Below are 16,704 nucleotides of genomic sequence, written 5' to 3'. Positions count from 1 at the left end.
TCCGATCGCGGCTCCTTCCGTTGTTGAGGAATGACGTAATCGCTTTTCGTCACTCCTCGACAACGGAAGGACGCGGGCTGCGGGCGAGCCCCCCGGGGCGGCGAAGCGGCGCGTCGAGGTCGGGATGGGCGGCCGGAGGGCGGCCGACCCGAGCCGGGAGGGCGGGGCGGGCGCCTACGCGTCGCCGGTCGGGAGGCCGGCGAGGGCGAGCATCCCGTAGACGATCGCGGCGGCGGCGACCAGCACGCCGGTGAATCCGACGGCGGCGAGCAGCGGGCGGTTCTCGTACCAGTAGGCGGCCTGCGGCCACTCCTCGTGGAACTCCGCCGCGGTGAGCGGCTCGTCGCTGCGGATCACCGCCGCCTTCGTCGCGAAGGCGACCTGGTCGATCGCGACGCGCGTCCAGAACTGTCCGCGCATGCGGAAGAGGCGCTCGCCCTCGGCGGAGAGCGCGAGCAGCTGCGGAATCGCTCGCGCCGTCCCCGACGGATACACCTCGACCACGTGCACCGTGTCGATGCGCTCGAGCGGCACCCGGAACGGCGGCGACAGGAACACGCGCTTCACGAGCTCGCCCTCGCCGATCGTGATGCCCGCGCGGGCGAAGTCGAGAACGCCGACGATGCACAGCACGACGACGACCCCGACGGCGATGAGCACGACGGGAAGGGTCCCGTTCGGCACCGCGAACAGCAGCAGCGGCGCCGCGAGCGCAATCAGTACGAGCCCGATCGCGAGCAGCCCGTCGCGGAGGAGGCGCCGCCGCGGGCGCACGACAAGCGGTGCGTCGTGGGCTCGGCTCACGATGCTCCCCTTGTCTCCGTGGTGGTGGCGACCGCCGTCAGGGTTGCGCAGGGCTCGGCGATCGGAGTGCGGAGGATGGGGGATTCGAACCCCCGAGGGCTTGCACCCAACACGCTTTCCAAGCGTGCGCCATAGGCCACTAGGCGAATCCTCCAGCGGTCGCCCTGCGCGAACGCGTGACGACCAGGAGCGATCCTACCCGTAAACTAGACACGGCTCCTCGCGTGGCGCCATCCAGGCCAACTCCCCCAGGGCGGAAACGCAGCAAGGGTAACCGGGCTCTGGCGGGTGCGCGAGGGGTCCTTTTTTTGTGCGCGGGCACCGTGCGCGGGCACCGTGTGCGAGCACCGTGCGCGGGCACCGATCGCGCGGATGCCCGGTGCGAGCATCCGCGCCCGCCGACCTCGCCCCACCAGCCCTACCGCCGCGACAGCCCCCGCTTCGCCGGCCCCTCGAGTCGCGCCCCGTCGGGCGCGAACCGCGAGCCGTGCGCCGGGCAGTCCCAGGAGCGCTCCGCGTCGTTCCAGTTGAGCGGCGCCCCGAGGTGCGAGCACAGCGGCGATACGCGGCACACGCGCCCGTCGACGCGCGACACGGCCTCGAGCCGTGCCCCGTCGCGGCCCGTCATGCCCGAGCCCTCCGACGGCGCGGCCGCCGGCAGCGGGGTCGTGAGCACGTGCGCGAGCCCCTTCCCGTACCACCAGGCGACCTTCGCGTTCGCGACGACGCCCTCGAGCAGCGACCCAGGCACGAGCGGTCGCCGCCCCATCGCCTCCGCCCACCGCGGAACCTCCCCGTCGAGCAGTCGCGCGCTCAGCTGCAGCGCCGCCTGCACGGCGTTCGTCATGCCCCACTTGTCGTACCCGGTCGCGAGGGCGATGCGGCGGTGCGTGAACGGCACCCATCCGACGAAGGGGATGCCGTCGGTCGGCTCGTAGTCCTGCGCGCTCCACACGTGGGTGCGCTCCGCTCCCGGCCAGTGCTCCTCCGTCCACGCGGTGAGGTCCTCGATGCGCGCCGCGGGCGACGGGTTCTTCCCGCCCGGCCCGTCGGTGCCGTGCCGGCCGACGGCGTGCCCGTTGCCGCCGATGAGCAGCAGGTCTCCGCTCTGGCCGAGCGAGCTCCCCGCGGCCCGGTCGGGCGTCGTGCGCACCGAGCGCGACGGCTCGTCGACGCTCAGGTGCTGCCCGCGCGGCAGGCCTCCCGGCACGCGGAACGCCGCGGCGTACGAGCGCTGCGGCGTCATCCGCGCCCAGTACAGCCCGCGATCGATGACGGGGATGCCCGTGGCGAGCACCACGCGATCCGCCCAGACGCTCGCGCGCGTCGTCGTGACCTCCACGAGGTCGTCGGTCGTGGTAGTCGCGTACTCGGTCGAGCCGGGGCCGAGGGACGAGCGCGACGGCGCGCGCATCCCCGTCACCGGGAGGTTCTCGATGATGACGCCCCCGCGCGAGCGGAAGTCGGCGGCGAGTGCCGCGAGCACGTCGAGCGGGTCGAACTGCGCCTGGTCGGCGAGCACGACGGCGCCGTGCGTCGCGAAGGGCATCTCGGTCGCGTCGGTGAGCTCGGTGGGGAGGCCGAGCGAGCGCGCGACGTCGTGCTCGCGCTCGACCGTCGAGCGGCCCGAGGGGGTGCCGGCGTAGCTGTAGGCGTCGCGCGTCTCGATCTCGATGCCGTGCTCCGCGGCGTAGCGGAGCATCCACGACTGGCCCTCGCGGTTGGCCTCGACGTACGCCTCGAGCGCGCCGCGCGACGCACGCGAGGCGATCTGCTGGAGGTGCGTGCCCTGCAGCAGGCTCAGCTTGGCGGTCGTGTTGCCGGTGGTGACGGCGCCGATGCGCCGCGATTCGATGACGGCCACCTTCTGACCCGCACGGGCGAGCAGGAGGGCGGTCGTGAGTCCCGTGAGCCCGGCGCCCACCACGATGACGTCGTAGCGCGCGTTCTGCTCGAACGGGTCGGTCTCGATGTGCGGAGCGCGGTCAAGCCAGAGAGAGGTCATGCGGGCCACGGTAGGCACCGAGCACTCACAGGGCCAGCGGGTTGCACGCCCGCGCGGAGGGGTCTACGGGCGGGGCGCGTGGTGCGGCGCGCGGCGCCGGGCGCACGGCACGGGCACGGCGCCAGGCCCCGTGCCGAAAGACCCTGGGAGCCGCCAGGCCCCCGCACCTAGGCTGGGCCCGATGGCCAGGAGCATCTACCTCACGTCCGCCGAGGGCAACTCGGGCAAGTCGTCGATCGCGCTCGGCGTGCTCGACACTCTCGCGCACAAGCTCGAGCGCGTCGGGGTCTTCCGGCCCGTCGCGCGCGGGCGTGACGAGGGCGAGCCCGACTACGTGCTCGAGCTCCTGCTCGCCCACGCGCGCGTCGACCTCGACTACGACGAGTGCATCGGCGTCGGCTACGACGACGTGCACGCCGACCCGGAGGCCGCGCTCGCGCGCATCGTCGACCGGTTCCACGCGGTCGAGAAGAAGTGCGACGCCGTCGTCATCGTCGGCAGCGACTACACCGACGTCTCGAGCCCGACCGAGCTGAGCTTCAACGCGCGCGTCGCCGCGAATCTCGGCGCCCCCGTGCTGCTCGTGCTCGGCGGGCGCGCGACGGGTCAGGCGGGCGCGCGCGGGCTGAGCGACTCCGACGCCCGCAGCGCCGACGACATGCGCCGCGCCGCCGAGGTGAGCGTCGCCGAGCTCGAGCACGCGCACGCGCAGCTGCTCGCCGTCGTCGTCAACCGCGCCGACCCCGACGCACTGACCGACATCGTGACGGCCGTCCAGGAGGTCGCGCCCGACGCGCTCGTCTCCGCCGTCCCGGAGGACCGCTACCTCGTCGCCCCGACCGTCGAAGCCGTCATGGAGGCCTGCGGCGCCCGCTTCGTCCGTGGCGACGCCGAGCTGCTGCGCCGCGAGGTCATGGCCGTCGTCGTCGCCGGCATGACGATGGAGAACGTGCTGCCCCGCCTCATCGAGGGCGCCGTCGTGCTCATCCCCGGCGATCGCAGCGAGGTGCTGCTCGCCGTTCTCATGGCGCATGCGAGCGAGACGTTCCCGTCGCTCGCGGCGGTCATCCTCTACGGCGGGTTCGAGACGCCGGATGCCGTGCAGAGCCTCGTCGAGGGCCTGGACCCGGCCCTGCCCATCCTCCGCACGGACTCCGGCACGTACGACACGGTGCTGCGCGTGACCGAGACGCGCGGCCGGCTGGCTGCGGACAGCCAGCGCAAGTACGACACGGCGATCGCCCTGTTCGAGCGGCACGTGGATGCGCCGCAGCTGCTCGAGCGCCTCGAGATCAGCCGCAGCTCGGTCGTCACGCCGCTCATGTTCGAGCACGACCTGCTCGAGCGCGCCCGCGGCGATCGCAAGCGCATCGTGCTGCCCGAGGGCGACGACGACCGCATCCTGCGCGCCGCGAGCACGCTCCTCGGCCGGGGCGTGTGCGACCTGACGATCCTCGGCGATGAGACGAGCATCCGCGCCCGGGCGGCCGAGCTCGGCCTCGACCTGTCGGCCGCGCAGATCATCAGCCCGCTCGACGAGGAGCTGCGCGATCGCTTCGCGACCGAGTACGCGCGGCTGCGGGCGCACAAGGGCGTCACCTACGAGACGGCGCGCGACGTCGTGACCGATGTGAGCTACTTCGGCACGATGATGGTGCACCTGAACCTCGCCGACGGCATGGTGTCGGGGGCGGCGCACACGACGGCGCACACGATCCGCCCGAGCTTCGAGATCATCAAGACCGACCCGGGCGTGGGGGTCGTGTCGAGCGTGTTCCTCATGTGCCTCGCCGACCGGGTGCTCGTCTACGGGGACTGCGCGGTCATCCCCGACCCGACGAGCGAGCAGCTCGCCGACATCGCGATCAGCTCGGCGGCGACGGCGGCGCAGTTCGCGATCGAGCCGCGCGTGGCGATGCTGTCGTACTCGACGGGGGAGTCGGGCTCGGGCGACGACGTCGAGAAGGTGCGCGCCGCGACGGCGATCGTCCGTGAGCGTCGGCCCGACCTGCTCGTCGAGGGGCCGATCCAGTACGACGCGGCGGCCGAGCCGAGCGTCGCTGCGACGAAGATGCCCGACTCGGAGGTCGCCGGGCGTGCGACGGTGTTCGTCTTCCCCGACCTCAACACCGGCAACAACACGTACAAGGCCGTGCAGCGCTCGGCGGGTGCCGTCGCGATCTGCCCGGTGCTCCAGGGGCTGCGCAAGCCCGTCAACGACCTCAGCCGCGGAGCCCTCGTGAGCGACATCGTCAACACGGTCGCCATCACGGCCATCCAGGCGCAGCGCACTCCGCCGCCGCCGACGCAGCCGATCTCGACGATCGGGGGCACCGAGTGACGCGCGTCTTCGTCGTCAACTCGGGGTCGAGCTCGATCAAGTACCAGCTCGTCGACGTCGAGAGCGGCGAGGCGGTCATCGGCGGACTCGTCGAGCGCATCGGCGAGCCGGGCGGCGACGCGCGCGATCACACCGAGGGGATGCGCCTCGTCCTCGACCGGCTGGGCTCCGCGGGCGGGTCCGGCGGGGCGGGCGGCTCCGACGCCGACAGCGCGTCCGGCCCCGACGGCACCGCCGCCCCCGCGTTCGTGGCCGTGGGCCACCGCGTCGTGCACGGCGGCGCGCTGTTTACAGAGCCGACGCTCATCACCGACGAGGTGGTCGAGCAGATCGAGCGGGTCTCCGCGCTCGCGCCGCTGCATAATCCGGCGAATCTGGCGGGCATCCGCGCGGCTCGCGAGGTCATGGGGGATGTGCCGCACGTCGCCGTCTTCGACACCGCGTTCCACCAGTCGATGCCGGCCGCGGCGTACACGTACGCGATCGACCGCGATGTGGCGCAGGCGCACGGGGTGCGGCGGTACGGATTCCACGGGACGAGTCACGAGTTCGTCGCGCACCGGTCGGCCGAGCTGCTGGGGCGGCCGTTCGACGAGCTGAAGCTCATCGTGCTGCACCTCGGCAACGGGTCGTCGGCGACCGCGATCGACGGGGGGCGCTCGGTCGATACGTCGATGGGGCTGACTCCGCTCGAGGGGCTCGTCATGGGGTCGCGCTCGGGCGACCTCGACCCGGGCGTGCTGCTGCATCTGCTGCGCACGGGCCTCGAGGTCGACGAGCTCGACCGTCTGCTCAACAAGCGCAGCGGGCTGCTCGGGCTCACCGGCCGGTCGGACATGCGCGACGTCGTGCAGGCCGCCGATGACGGCGATGCGGATGCTCGGCTCGCGCTCGACGTGTGGGCGCACCGGATCCGGCACTACGTGGGCGCGTATCTGGCCCAGCTGGGCGGGCTCGACGCGCTCGTGTTCACGGCCGGGATCGGCGAGAACTCGCCCATCATGCGCGCCCGCGCGCTCGCGGGCCTGCAGCACCTGGGCCTGTCGGTCGATGCTGATCGCAACGCGATGTCGTGGCGCGAGCCGCGCGAGATCTCGCCGGACGGCGCGGCGGTGAAGGTGCTCGTGGTGCCGACGAACGAGGAGCTCGCGATCGCGCGCGCGGCGGCGGCGCTCGCCGGCTGAGCCGAGCTGGCGGCCAGTCGACGCGCGGCGGCGCTCGTCGCGTGACCCGAGCCCGCGCGCCTTGCCGACGCGCGCCGGCGCCGCCCGTGGCAGTGGCAGGGGCAGGTGCAGGGGCGGGGCCGGGCTGCGGCTAGGACTCGGCGCTTCGCAGGGCATCGGCGAGCGCCCGACTTCGGCTGGGCATGTCGATCGTCTCGTCGTGCGGCTCGAGTGCGCGACCACGTTCGCGGTCCGGTCCGGGCGCGGGACCCGGTGCGGGTTCTGGCGAGGGTTTCGGTGCGGTGAGGCGGTAGTGCGGCCCGGCCCTCGAGATCTGCCAGCCGTTGTTGTGGACGAGCAGGTGGTGATGTCGGCAGAGGAGGACTCCGTCGGCGACGTCGGTTCGCCCTCCGTCGCGCAGCCAGTGGTCGATGTGATGCGCCTCGCACCAGGAGGGCGGCCGCTCACAGCCGGGCCAGCGGCAGCCGCCGTCGCGGGCGGCGAGGGCGATGCGCTGGGAACGACTGAAGAGGCGACGCTCCCGACCCAGGTTGAGCGGCTGACCGTCGTCGTCGACGGTGATCGTGATGGTTCCGGCCGCGCAGGCGAGCCGCTCGGCGGTGGCGACGGAGACCGCGTCGGGCTGGCCCTCGAACCAGGCGGCGCCTCGGCGGTGGGTGAGCGTGCGGGCTGCGACGAGCATCCGCACCCCGATGGGGCCGTCGCCGAGCAGCTGTGAGGTGTCGGCTGCGGCTCCGTGCCGGAGCAGCTCGGCGAACCCGTCGCTCGCGAGCTGCTCGGCTGTGCGCGGCTCGTCGAGCACCGGTTCGGTCGGCTCGTCATCGGCGGCGAAGCTGGGACCACTGCGTCGTGGCGAGGTGATGCGGTCGTACGCCTCGCTGACAATCGCGAACGTCTCGGGGTCGAGCACCCAGTGCGCGTACCCCATGCCGTCGGGGCGCCGACCGACGCGCAGCGACCGTCGGTCGCGCTGCTCCGCCTCGCGCTCCTGGATGCCCGCGGCATCGAGCTCGTCGCGCACGGCCCGCGCTTCTCGGGCCGCCCGGTCGGGGTCGAGCCCCGCGACGCGGTCGACGAGCTGCTCGGCGGCGGTCGCGAGAGCGGACTCGTCGACTCCCGCCGCGGCCACGCCCAGCCCGGTGCTGATCGCGTCGGCGACGACGACGCTGACCCGTCCGTCGAGCACGGCGTCGGTAAGCGGCCCGGCATCGGCGACCGCCGCCCCCACGCGCACGGCCGTGCGGGCATCAGTGAGGCGGGTGCCGGTGGTGACGCGGACGAGCTCGTCGGGGGTGCGGTGGCCGCGGCTCTGCGCGAGTCCGGAGTGCCCGAGCTCGGGCGCCGACCGCCGAGCGATCTCGCCCGCGAGCAGTGAGACATGCAGCTGCGCGAGGCGCACCTCGTCGGCCGCGAGCCGCGTGAGCGCGAGCAGCGCGGCGTCGTCGAGAGCGCGGTAGGGGTCGAGGGCGCGGGGGACGGCGGCCAGGGCATCCACCGCCGAGCGCAGCGCGATGCCCACGCGACCGACGCCGCTCTCCGGAGCGAGCGATGACTCAGCGCGCCAGGACGCGGCGATGTCAGGCGCGACGCCGGTCGCCTCGATCACTCCGCTTGTCATGATTCGAACATACGTTCGACCACCGACATTCGTCGGGGCCGTCCACAGATGCCTATCGCAACTTCAGTTGCGCAAACGCCGAACCAGGCGTACTCTCTCAGTGCAACACAAGTTGCGTTACGAGAGAAGGCCCCCGATGACCACCCCCACCAACCCCACCACCCCCACCCCCACCCCCGCCGTGACGAGCGGCGCCGTCCACGTCGAGATCCGCACGAGCATCGACATCGACGCGACCCCCGAGACGGTGTGGGGCGTGCTCACCGACACTGCCGCCTACCCCGAGTGGAACGGCTTCATCGTCGAGTGGACGGGCGACCTCGCCCTCGGCGCCCGCCAGAACGTGCTGCTGCAGCCCGCCGGCGGGAAGCCGCAGCGGTTCCGCCCGCGCATCGTCACCCTCGACGCGGGCCGCGAGCTCGTGTGGCTCGGGCGCCTCGGAATCCCGGGCCTGCTCGACGGACGCCACCGCTTCGTGGTCGAGCCCCTCGCCGACGGACGCACGCTGCTCCGCCACGAGGAGATCCTCGCCGGCGCGCTCGTCCCCGCCCTGCGTCGCCTGCTCACGGAGACGACGCCCACGGGCTTCGAGCGCATGAACCGCGAGCTCGCGGCCCGCGCCGAGGCGGCCACCGCGTGACCCCCGCCCCCCAGCGACGAGGCCCCGCCGTCGAGTCCCGCGTGCTCGAGGCGACGCTCACCCTCCTCGCCGAGCGCGGCGCGGCCCTCACGGTCGACGAGGTGGCCGCCGCGAGCGGCGTGCACAAGACGACGATCTACCGCCGGTACGCGACGCGCGAGCAGCTCATCGCCTCCGCGGTCATGAGCCTCGCCGAGCAGGCGGTGCCGCCCGTCGCCGACGACGATCCGCGTGCCGCGATCGAGAGGCTCGCCCTCGCGGTGGCCGCGACCACGCGCACCGATGCAGGCCCGAACATCCTGCGCGCGACGATCGCCGCGAGCGCGGCGTCGAGCGAGCTCGTGCAGCTCGCGGATGCGTTCTTCCGCGCGCGGTACGCGCTCGCCGTCGAGCACCTGCGCCGGCTCGCCGAGTCGGGCGACCTGCGATCGGGCATCGACCCGGTCGTGGTGTGGGAGCAGATCGTGAACCCCATGCACGTGCGCGCCCTGTGCGGCCGCCCGACGAGCGAGGCGGATGCGCGCCTGCTCGTCGAGCTCGCCCTGCGCGGTGCGGCCGCCTGAGGCGCGACGTCAGAGCGCGGCGACCGCCTCGGCGATCGGCGTCTCGCCGCTCACGACCTCGAACTGCGCGCCGACGCCCGCTCCGGTCGCGAGGAGCGTCGCGATGAGGGCGGCGACGTCGCCGCGGGGGATGCTCCCCTCGACCTCGGCGCCCGCCTGCACCTTCCCGGTGGGGGAGTCGTCGGTGAGCGACCCGGGCCGCACGATCGTCCAGTCGAGCTGGTCGTTGCCGCGCACGGCGGCGTCGGCCTCGCTCTTGGCGCGCAGGTAGATCTGGAAGATGTCGTCGGAGTCGCCGTCGTACGTGTCGGCCCCGCGCGACGACAGCATGACGTAGCGACGGATGCCCGCCTGAACCGCGGCATCGGCGAGCAGTATCGCCCCGTCGCGGTCGACGCTGAGCTTGCGCTCAGCGGTGCTGCCCGGGCCCGAGCCGGCGGCGAACACGACGGCGTCGCAGCCCGTGAGGGCCTCGGCGAGCTCGGAGTCGTCGCAGTGCTCGAGATCGATCACGAGGGGCGTGGCTCCCGCGGCGGCGACGTCGGCCTCCTGGTCGGCGTTGCGGATCAGCGCGACGGGTTCGTGCCCGCCGTCGGCGAGCAGGGTCGAGAGCTTGCGGGCGATCTGGCCGTGTCCTCCGGCGATGGCAATACGCATGGGTTCCACCCGACCACGCCGCCCTGGGCGCGGCCTCCACGGGGCCTGGCCTCGGCGGTCGGTCGTCAGTGGTGGCGACTACGCTGATCGGGTGGCCACCGCCCTCTACCGCCGCTATCGGCCCGAGACCTTCGCCGAGCTGATCGGCCAGTCGCACGTGACCGATCCGCTGCGCGCCGCTCTGCGCAGCGACCGGGTGAACCACGCCTATCTCTTCAGCGGCCCGCGCGGCTGCGGCAAGACCACCTCGGCCCGCATCCTCGCCCGCTGCCTCAACTGCGCCGAGGGCCCGACCGACACCCCGTGCGGCGTCTGCCCGAGCTGCGTGGAGCTGTCGCGCGCCGGAGGGGGCTCTCTCGACGTCGTCGAGATCGACGCCGCGAGCCACGGCGGCGTCGACGACGCCCGCGACCTGCGCGAGCGCGCCGTGTTCGCGCCTGCCCGCGACCGCTACAAGATCTTCATCATCGACGAGGCGCACATGGTGACCTCGGGAGGCTTCAACGCGCTGCTCAAGATCGTCGAGGAGCCGCCGGAGCACATCAAGTTCATCTTCGCGACGACCGAGCCCGAGAAGGTCATCGGCACTATCCGCTCGCGCACGCACCACTACCCTTTCCGGCTCGTCCCGCCCGCGCAGCTGCTCGACTACGTCGCCGAGCTCTCCGCGAGCGAGGGCGTGACGATCGCGCCGGGCGTCCTCCCCCTCGTCGTCCGGGCGGGCGGCGGCTCCGTCCGCGACACGCTCTCCCTCCTCGACCAGCTCATCGCCGGCAGCGACGCCGACACCGTCACGTACGAGCGCGCCGTCGCCCTCCTCGGCTACACGCACGGCTCGCTCCTCGACGAGGTCGTCTCCGCGATCGCCGCCCGCGACGCGAACGCCGCCTTCCACGCCGTCGATCGCGTCATCCAGACCGGCCAGGACCCGCGCCGTTTCGTCGACGACCTCCTCGAGCGGCTGCGCGACCTCATCGTCGTGCAGGCCACCGCCGGCGACGCAGGCGACGTGCTGCGGGGCATCCCCGCCGACGACCTCGCCCGCATGCACGAGCACGCAGCGCTCTTCGCGCCCGCCGATCTGTCGAAGGCGGCGGATGTCGTCAATCGCGCCCTCACGGAGATGACGGGAGCGACGTCGCCGCGCCTCCATCTCGAGCTCATGATGGCGCGCGTGCTCGTCACGGCCTCGCCGAGCGGAGCGGTGCCGGTCGCCCGGACGACGGCGCCCGCCGCGGCTCAGACCACTCCTGCTCCGGCCGCTCCTGCGACGCCGGCGCCTGTCGCCGCATCCGCGGCGCCCGCCCCGGCCGGGGAACCCGTCGCCGAGCCCGCTCCTGCACCGGCCTCGGAACCCGCGGCGGAACCCGCCCCGGTCGAGCCGCCCGCCGCCCTCGCCGGCCCGCTCACTCTCGACGCACTTCGCAAGACGTGGCCCGCGATCCTCGAGCGCATCCAGTCCGAGAAGATGAGCGCGTGGACGGTCGTCTACCTCGCCGAGCCCGTCGAGCTCGAAGACGGAGACGTGCTCACGCTCGCCTTCACCTCCGAGAGCGACGCGAACCGATTCAAGGAGCGCACGAGCCCGGCCGACAGCGTGAGCGAGCACGTGCGCAACGCGATCCAGCACCACCTCGGCGTGCGCGTGAAGTTCAAGGTGCGACTCGGCGGCGCTCCGCGGCCGGCACCGTCTGCCGCATCGGCGCCCGCGCCGAGCGAGACGGCGCCGCCGGCCGACCCCGACCCGGCTCCGCAGGCGGAACCCGTCACGCTGGCCCCGATCGTCGAGAGCGCACCGCAGCGGCCGGCCAAGACGGCCTCAACCACGACCACCGCGCCCGTCACCGGGTGGAACGTCGTCGCGATCCCAGGGTCCGCGGCGCCCGCCGCCGAGGCGAGCGGATCGACGGACGACGAGCCCCCCGCCCTCGACGACGCCGACGCCCCGCCGGCCGACGACGAGCCCGCCGACGATCTGCCGTCCCCGCCTCCGCCGCCCGTCCACCCCGCGGAGGCGGCGGGCCGTCAGCGCTACGGCGAGTCCGTCGTGCGCGAGGTGCTGGGCGCCCGCTTCATCGGCGAAGAGATCATCGAGCCCGCCGTGAGCCTCACGCCGGCTCCCCGAGAGGACGACTAGCCCGTGTACGACGGCATCATCCAGGACCTCATCGACGAGTTCGGTCGCCTTCCCGGCATCGGGCCGAAGTCGGCGCAGCGCATCGCCTTCCACATCCTGCAGACCGAGAGCTTCGACGTCAGCCACCTCGCGCAGCTGCTCACCGACCTCCGCGAGAAGGTCCGCTTCTGCCAGATCTGCGGCAACGTCGCCGAGCAGGAGACCTGCGGCATCTGCCGAGACCCGCGACGCATCCCGGCCACGATCTGCGTCGTGGAGGAGGCGAAGGACGTCGTCGCGATCGAGCGCACCCGCGAGTTCCGCGGGCTCTACCACGTCCTCGGCGGCGCGATCAGCCCCATCGACGGCATCGGCCCCGACGACCTCCGCATCGCGCAGCTGCTCGGGCGCCTGAGCGACGGCACCGTCACCGAGGTCATCATCGCGACCGACCCCAACCTCGAGGGCGAAGCGACCGCGACCTACCTCACACGCCTCCTGGTGCAGCCGAACCTCACGGTCTCGCGCCTCGCGAGCGGCCTCCCCGTGGGCGGCGACCTCGAGTACGCCGACGAGGTCACGCTCGGTCGCGCCTTCGAGGGCCGCCGCACCGTCGAGCGCTGAGACGCTGCGCGACCCGGCTACAATCGACGCAAGGCCCGCCGCCGCCGTCGTGCCGTGCGTCCGGCCGACGAGGGCGGTCACCACCGCGAAGTCACTGCAGCACCTTCCACCCGCACCCCACCGGATGCGGCGAGCGGACGCGCACCCAGCCCCCACAGCCACAGGAGTTCCGCCGTGAGCCTCATCGTGCAGAAGTTCGGCGGATCCTCCGTCTCCGACGCCGAGAGCATCAAGCGCGTCGCCAAGCGCATCGTCGCCACGCGCAAGGCCGGCAACGACGTCGTCGTCGCGGTGAGCGCCATGGGCGACACCACCGACGAGCTGCTCGACCTCGCCCACGAGGTCAGCCCCCTGCCCGATCCGCGCGAGCTCGACATGCTCCTCACCACGGGCGAGCGGATCTCGATGGCGCTCCTCGCCATGGCCATCAAGAGCATGGGCGTCGAAGCCCTCTCCTTCACCGGCAGCCAGGCCGGCATGATCACGGATGCCCAGCACGGCTCCGCCCGCATCGTCGACGTCACCCCGGTGCGCGTCCGCGAGGCGCTCGACCAGGGCGCCATCGCGATCGTCGCCGGCTTCCAGGGCTTCAACCGCGACAGCCGCGACATCACGACGCTCGGCCGCGGCGGCTCCGACACGACGGCCGTCGCCCTCGCCGCCGCGCTCAATGCGGACGTCTGCGAGATCTACACCGACGTCGACGGCGTCTTCACCGCCGACCCGCGCATCGTCAAGAAGGCGCGCAAGATCAACCGCGTCACCGCGGAGGAGATGCTCGAGCTCGCCGCGAGCGGCGCGAAGGTGCTGCACATCCGCGCCGTCGAGTTCGCCCGCCGACACGGCGTCACCATGCACGTCCGCTCCTCGTTCACGCACGACGAGGGAACGTGGGTCATCAGCCCGACCGAGGGAGAAGAAGTGGAAGAACCGATCATCACCGGCGTCGCGGGCGACCTCAGCGAGGCGAAGATCACGGTCGTCGGCGTTCCCGACACCCCCGGCAAGGCCGCCGACATCTTCACGATCGTCGCGAAGACCGGCGCCAACATCGACATGATCGTCCAGAACGTCAGCGCCGCCGCCACCGGCCGCACCGACATCTCCTTCACCCTTCCGAAGTCCGACGCCGAGAAGGTCCTCACCGCCCTCCGCGCCGAGCAGCCCGAGGTCGGCTTCGAGTCGCTGCAGCACGACGACCAGATCGGCAAGCTCTCCGTCGTCGGCGGCGGCATGCGCACCAACGCCGGCGTGAGCGCGCAGCTCTTCACCGCGCTCAAGGACGCGGGCATCAACATCGAGATGATCTCCACCTCCGAGATCCGCATCTCCGTCATCACGCGCGCCGACATCCTCAACCACGCCGTGCAGATCGTGCACACCGCGTTCGGCCTCGACGGAGACACCGAGGCGACCGTCTACGCGGGAACGGGGCGATAGTCATGAGAACCACGGGCATCCGCATCGGCGTCGTCGGCGCCACGGGCCAGGTCGGCGCCGTCGTGCGCCAGCTCCTCCTCGAGCGCGACTTCCCCATCACCGAGATCCGCTTCTTCGCGAGCGCCCGCAGCGCCGGCACCGTCATCCCCTTCGGCGATCGGGATGTCGTGGTCGAGGATGCCGCGACGGCCGACCCCACGGGTCTCGACATCGCGATCTTCTCCGCGGGCGCCACGACGAGCAAGGCGCAGGCGCCCCGCTTCGCGGCCGCCGGCGTCACGGTCATCGACAACTCCTCCGGCTGGCGGATGGACCCTCAGGTGCCGCTCGTCGTGAGCGAGGTCAACCCGCACGCGATCGACCAGGCCGAGCTCGGCATCATCGCCAACCCCAACTGCACGACCATGGCCGCGATGCCCGTGCTCAAGGTGCTCGACGCCGAGGCGGGCCTGCAGCGCCTCATCGTCAGCACCTACCAGGCGGTCTCGGGCGCGGGCCTCGCCGGCGGCGAGGAGCTGCTCGAGCAGGCGACCGCTGTCGTGAGCCAGGATGCGATGGGACTCGTGCGTGATGGCTCGGCCGTCGAGTACCCGGCGGCGCAGAAGTTCCCGAAGAGCATCGCCTTCAACGTCATCCCGCAGGCCGGTAGCTTCGTCGACGACGGCCTCGGCGAGACGGACGAGGAGAAGAAGCTGCGCAACGAGAGCCGGAAGATCCTCGAGCTGCCCGACCTGCTCGTGAGCGGCATCTGCGTGCGCGTCCCCGTGTTCACCGGCCACTCGCTCGCGATCAACGCCGAGTTCGAGCGCCCGATCAGCCCCGAGCGCGCGCGCGAGCTGCTCGCCGACGCGCCCGGCGTCCAGCTGATGGACGTCCCGACGCCGCTCGACGCGGCCGGAGCGGACCCGAGCCTCGTGGGGCGCATCCGCACCGATGAAGGAGTGCCGGGCGGTCGCGGTCTCGCGCTGTTCATCAGCAACGACAACCTGCGCAAGGGCGCGGCGCTCAACGCCGTGCAGCTCGCCGAGCTCGTGGCCGCGAAGAAGGTCGCCGCCGCGTAGCGCGCGGGCGCGGCGCCCAGCGCGGGCGCGGTACCGTCGAGGGATGCCCACGACCTCCGCCGCCGGCGCGCGGCGCGCACTGCTCACGACCCTCGCCGCGATCGCGACGTCCGCCCTCGTCGGGTGCGCCATGCCGGGCACGGCGGGCTCGCCCGCATCCCCCGCTGACGGCGATGGCCCGCTCGTCGCGTTCTACGGCGACTCGTACACGCTCGGCACCGGGGCCTCCGACCCGAGCAAGCGGTGGTCGTCGATCATCGCCGGCGACCGCGGCTGGCGCGAGTTCAACCCGAGCGTCAACGGCCTCGGCTACGTGCGCAACCGTCCCTTCGTCGGCGACGGCGACCTGCCTTCGATGATCATCGAGCAGAAGCCCGACATCGTCGTCGTCACGATGGGGCTCAACGACAACTTCGCGTACGAGCGGGCGGGGGAGGAGATCCGCGACGCCATGATCGCCGACCTCGACCGCCTCGTCGCCGCGCTGCCCGACGCGCGCTTCATCGTCGTCGAGCCGTTCTGGTACACCGACGAGCGCCCGGACTCGGTCGAGATCATCGGCGGCTGGCAGCGCGAGCAGGCCGACCGCATCGGCGCCGAGTACATCGCCGGCGCCTCGCGCTGGATCGAGGGCCAGCCCGACTGGATGGCGATCGACGGCCTGCACCCCAACGACGAGGGCTACGCGGCGATGGCCGAGCGCATGGACGCCGAGCTCGAGAAGCTCGGCCTGTGATCGTCGGCAGCTACGCCGCGATCGGCGACAGCTTCAGCGAGGGCATGGGCGACGAGCTGCCCGACGGGAGCCCGCGCGGCTGGGCCGACCTCGTCGCGCTCGGGCTCGCCGCCGCGCACGCCGCCTCGGGAGGAGAGGGGTTCGGCTACGCGAACTTCGCCATCCGCGGCCGGCTCCTCGGCCCGATCCTCGCCGAGCAGCTGCAGCCGGCGATCGCCCTCGGCCCCGAGCTGCTCACGATCAACGGCGGCGGCAACGACATCATGCGCCCGCGGGTGTCGGTAGCGGCGACGGCCGACCGCCTCGTGGCCGCGGCCGGCGAGGCGACGGCCGCGGGCATCCGCGTCGCGATCGTCAGCGGGGGCGACCCGACCCGGCACATCCCGCTCGGTCCGTTCATCAAGGCGCGCGGCGACGAGCTCGCCCTCGCGGTGCGCGAGCGGCTCGACGGGACGGCCATCGCCTACATCGACAACTGGTCGGATGCGGCGCTCACCGACCTGAGGTACTGGTCGGTCGATCGTCTGCACCTCAACGCTCTCGGCCACGCCCGCGTCGCCGGCAACGTGCTCGCAGGGCTCGGGGTCGAGGTGCCGGAGGCCGCGCACGCTCCGCACGGCGAGGGCGAGCCCGACATCGCGCGCCCCCGCACTGCCGAGTACTGGCGGCAGTACGTGCTGCCGTGGATCGGCCGGCGGCTCACCGGGCGGTCGTCGGGCGACGGGCGCACGGCGAAGCGGCCGACGCTGCTGCCGGTCGAGCTGCCCGGGTCGTTCTAGCTGTAGTTCCCAGGCAGGTTGTTCAGGTCGAGCTCCTCCAGGCTTGAGGGTGTCTAGTCGCTCTCACCTGAAGGAGCCCGATGGAGCTTCACGCTAATGCCCGTTTGTCTGTTGAAGGTCGACGACTGCTGTGTCG

At 72.7% G+C, this 16,704-nt stretch carries 14 protein-coding genes, 1 tRNA gene and 1 other RNA gene; 11 read left to right on the top strand and 5 right to left on the bottom strand.

Features of this window, described 5'->3' with window-relative positions:
• Positions 1–174 precede the first annotated feature (174 nt).
• Both Q7T15_RS11270 and Q7T15_RS11265 read right to left on the bottom strand, forming a co-directional pair.
• Positions 175–804 carry a hypothetical protein gene (locus Q7T15_RS11270; protein ID WP_304696333.1) on the bottom strand — a complete coding sequence of 210 codons (630 nt, stop codon included), beginning with the start codon at positions 802–804 and terminating at the stop codon, positions 175–177.
• A 69-nt stretch (positions 805–873) separates the two neighbouring features.
• Positions 874–958: transfer RNA gene (locus Q7T15_RS11265), tRNA-Ser, on the bottom strand.
• A 57-nt stretch (positions 959–1,015) separates the two neighbouring features.
• Between Q7T15_RS11265 and ffs the strand changes: the two genes are divergently transcribed.
• Positions 1,016–1,112: signal recognition particle sRNA small type (ffs, locus tag Q7T15_RS11260), an RNA gene on the top strand.
• A 110-nt stretch (positions 1,113–1,222) separates the two neighbouring features.
• Here the strand turns inward: ffs and Q7T15_RS11255 are convergent.
• Positions 1,223–2,809, bottom strand: a complete 1,587-nt coding sequence (locus Q7T15_RS11255; RefSeq protein WP_304696331.1) for an FAD-dependent oxidoreductase — start codon at positions 2,807–2,809, stop codon at positions 1,223–1,225.
• A 181-nt stretch (positions 2,810–2,990) separates the two neighbouring features.
• On the opposite strand from Q7T15_RS11255, the gene pta reads away from it, so the two are divergent.
• A complete protein-coding gene (gene pta, locus Q7T15_RS11250; RefSeq protein ID WP_304696329.1) occupies positions 2,991–5,150 on the top strand; it encodes a phosphate acetyltransferase in 2,160 nt (719 codons plus the stop codon).
• Entirely contained in the window at positions 5,147–6,334 is a 1,188-nt protein-coding gene (locus tag Q7T15_RS11245; protein ID WP_304696327.1) for an acetate/propionate family kinase, read from the top strand. Before pta ends, Q7T15_RS11245 begins: the two co-directional genes overlap by 4 nt.
• A 130-nt stretch (positions 6,335–6,464) precedes the next feature.
• Here Q7T15_RS11245 and Q7T15_RS11240 read toward each other — a convergent pair whose 3' ends face one another.
• A complete protein-coding gene (locus Q7T15_RS11240) occupies positions 6,465–7,952 on the bottom strand; it encodes an HNH endonuclease signature motif containing protein (RefSeq protein ID WP_304696325.1) in 1,488 nt (495 codons plus the stop codon).
• Positions 7,953–8,088: 136 nt separating this feature from the next.
• On the opposite strand from Q7T15_RS11240, the gene Q7T15_RS11235 reads away from it, so the two are divergent.
• Together Q7T15_RS11235 and Q7T15_RS11230 are read left to right on the top strand one after the other, a co-directional pair.
• Complete coding sequence (locus tag Q7T15_RS11235) at positions 8,089–8,592, top strand: SRPBCC domain-containing protein (protein WP_304696323.1); 504 nt, start codon at positions 8,089–8,091, stop codon at positions 8,590–8,592.
• The gene (locus tag Q7T15_RS11230) at positions 8,589–9,155 is read left to right on the top strand and encodes a TetR/AcrR family transcriptional regulator (RefSeq protein WP_304696321.1); all 567 of its coding nucleotides are present in this window, start codon (positions 8,589–8,591) and stop codon (positions 9,153–9,155) included. Before Q7T15_RS11235 ends, Q7T15_RS11230 begins: the two co-directional genes overlap by 4 nt.
• Positions 9,156–9,164: 9 nt before the next feature.
• On the opposite strand, the gene Q7T15_RS11225 is transcribed toward Q7T15_RS11230, so the two are convergent.
• Positions 9,165–9,812 (bottom strand): SDR family oxidoreductase, encoded by a 648-nt coding sequence (locus Q7T15_RS11225; RefSeq protein ID WP_304696319.1) that lies wholly within the window; start codon positions 9,810–9,812, stop codon positions 9,165–9,167.
• Positions 9,813–9,903: 91 nt separating this feature from the next.
• Here Q7T15_RS11225 and Q7T15_RS11220 point away from each other — a divergent pair, with 91 nt between their 5' ends.
• From Q7T15_RS11220 to Q7T15_RS11195, 6 genes are all read left to right on the top strand, one after another.
• The gene (locus tag Q7T15_RS11220; RefSeq protein WP_304696316.1) at positions 9,904–11,949 is read left to right on the top strand and encodes a DNA polymerase III subunit gamma and tau; all 2,046 of its coding nucleotides are present in this window, start codon (positions 9,904–9,906) and stop codon (positions 11,947–11,949) included.
• Positions 11,950–11,952: 3 nt separating this feature from the next.
• Positions 11,953–12,552, top strand: coding sequence for a recombination mediator RecR (gene recR, locus Q7T15_RS11215; protein ID WP_304696314.1), 600 nt, complete (start codon positions 11,953–11,955; stop codon positions 12,550–12,552).
• 174 nt (positions 12,553–12,726) lie between these two features.
• Complete coding sequence (locus tag Q7T15_RS11210; RefSeq protein WP_304696312.1) at positions 12,727–13,992, top strand: aspartate kinase; 1,266 nt, start codon at positions 12,727–12,729, stop codon at positions 13,990–13,992.
• 2 nt (positions 13,993–13,994) lie between these two features.
• On the top strand, positions 13,995–15,053 hold the full coding sequence (locus Q7T15_RS11205; protein WP_304696310.1) for an aspartate-semialdehyde dehydrogenase: 1,059 nt from the start codon (positions 13,995–13,997) through the stop codon (positions 15,051–15,053).
• 43 nt (positions 15,054–15,096) lie between these two features.
• Positions 15,097–15,789, top strand: a complete 693-nt coding sequence (locus Q7T15_RS11200) for an SGNH/GDSL hydrolase family protein (RefSeq protein WP_304696308.1) — start codon at positions 15,097–15,099, stop codon at positions 15,787–15,789.
• Positions 15,786–16,568 carry an SGNH/GDSL hydrolase family protein gene (locus Q7T15_RS11195; protein WP_304696306.1) on the top strand — a complete coding sequence of 261 codons (783 nt, stop codon included), beginning with the start codon at positions 15,786–15,788 and terminating at the stop codon, positions 16,566–16,568. The genes Q7T15_RS11200 and Q7T15_RS11195 overlap by 4 nt, the downstream gene beginning before the upstream one ends.
• Positions 16,569–16,704 lie beyond the last annotated feature (136 nt).

The organism is Microcella sp. (assembly GCF_030645145.1).
GTDB lineage: Bacteria > Actinomycetota > Actinomycetes > Actinomycetales > Microbacteriaceae > Microcella.
This window is presented reverse-complemented; position numbering and strand designations above follow the sequence as displayed.

Bases quoted from the DNA above. Each gene is read 5' to 3' on its own strand.
- Q7T15_RS11225 (WP_304696319.1), bottom strand. From the start codon at position 9,812: ATGCGTATTGCCATCGCCGGAGGACACGGCCAGATCGCCCGCAAGCTC.
- Q7T15_RS11255 (WP_304696331.1), bottom strand. From the start codon at position 2,809: ATGACCTCTCTCTGGCTTGACCGCGCTCCGCACATCGAGACCGACCCG.
- Q7T15_RS11235 (WP_304696323.1), top strand. From the start codon at position 8,089: ATGACCACCCCCACCAACCCCACCACCCCCACCCCCACCCCCGCCGTG.
- pta (WP_304696329.1), top strand. From the start codon at position 2,991: ATGGCCAGGAGCATCTACCTCACGTCCGCCGAGGGCAACTCGGGCAAG.
- Q7T15_RS11240 (WP_304696325.1), bottom strand. From the start codon at position 7,952: ATGACAAGCGGAGTGATCGAGGCGACCGGCGTCGCGCCTGACATCGCC.
- Q7T15_RS11205 (WP_304696310.1), top strand. From the start codon at position 13,995: ATGAGAACCACGGGCATCCGCATCGGCGTCGTCGGCGCCACGGGCCAG.
- Q7T15_RS11200 (WP_304696308.1), top strand. From the start codon at position 15,097: ATGCCCACGACCTCCGCCGCCGGCGCGCGGCGCGCACTGCTCACGACC.